The organism is Methylobacterium sp. AC690 (genome assembly GCF_979256535.1).
The window spans coordinates 1-254 of sequence record NZ_CEEDOX010000092.1; the positions used below are offsets into that span (position 1 = coordinate 1).

At 65.7% G+C, this 254-nt stretch carries 1 protein-coding gene; it reads right to left on the bottom strand.

The features are described from left to right. A partial coding sequence (pelG, locus tag AC0IY1_RS25440) for an exopolysaccharide Pel transporter PelG (RefSeq protein WP_471773357.1) occupies nt 1-239 on the bottom strand: 239 nt, incomplete at its 3' end. Between the last annotated feature and the right edge of the window lie 15 nt (nt 240-254).

Sequence of the window (254 nt, forward strand, 5' to 3'; positions counted from 1 at the left end):
ATCGCCACGTAGGAGACCAGGATGGCGATGAGGGCGACGGCCGCGAGGGCGATGAACAACCCGAACAGCTTGGCCATTACGAAGCGTGACAGGCGGGCCTGCATCCGCGCGAGGTCGCGGCGGCTGACCCCGTGGGCAAGGCTGCCGTAGAAGGCCCGGCTCAGGCGGAAGAAGTTGGTCTCCACGTGGACGAAGAACACCGCCAGGATGGGGATCGACGCGAGCTGCGCCCAGAACATCGGCGTGTCGTAGTT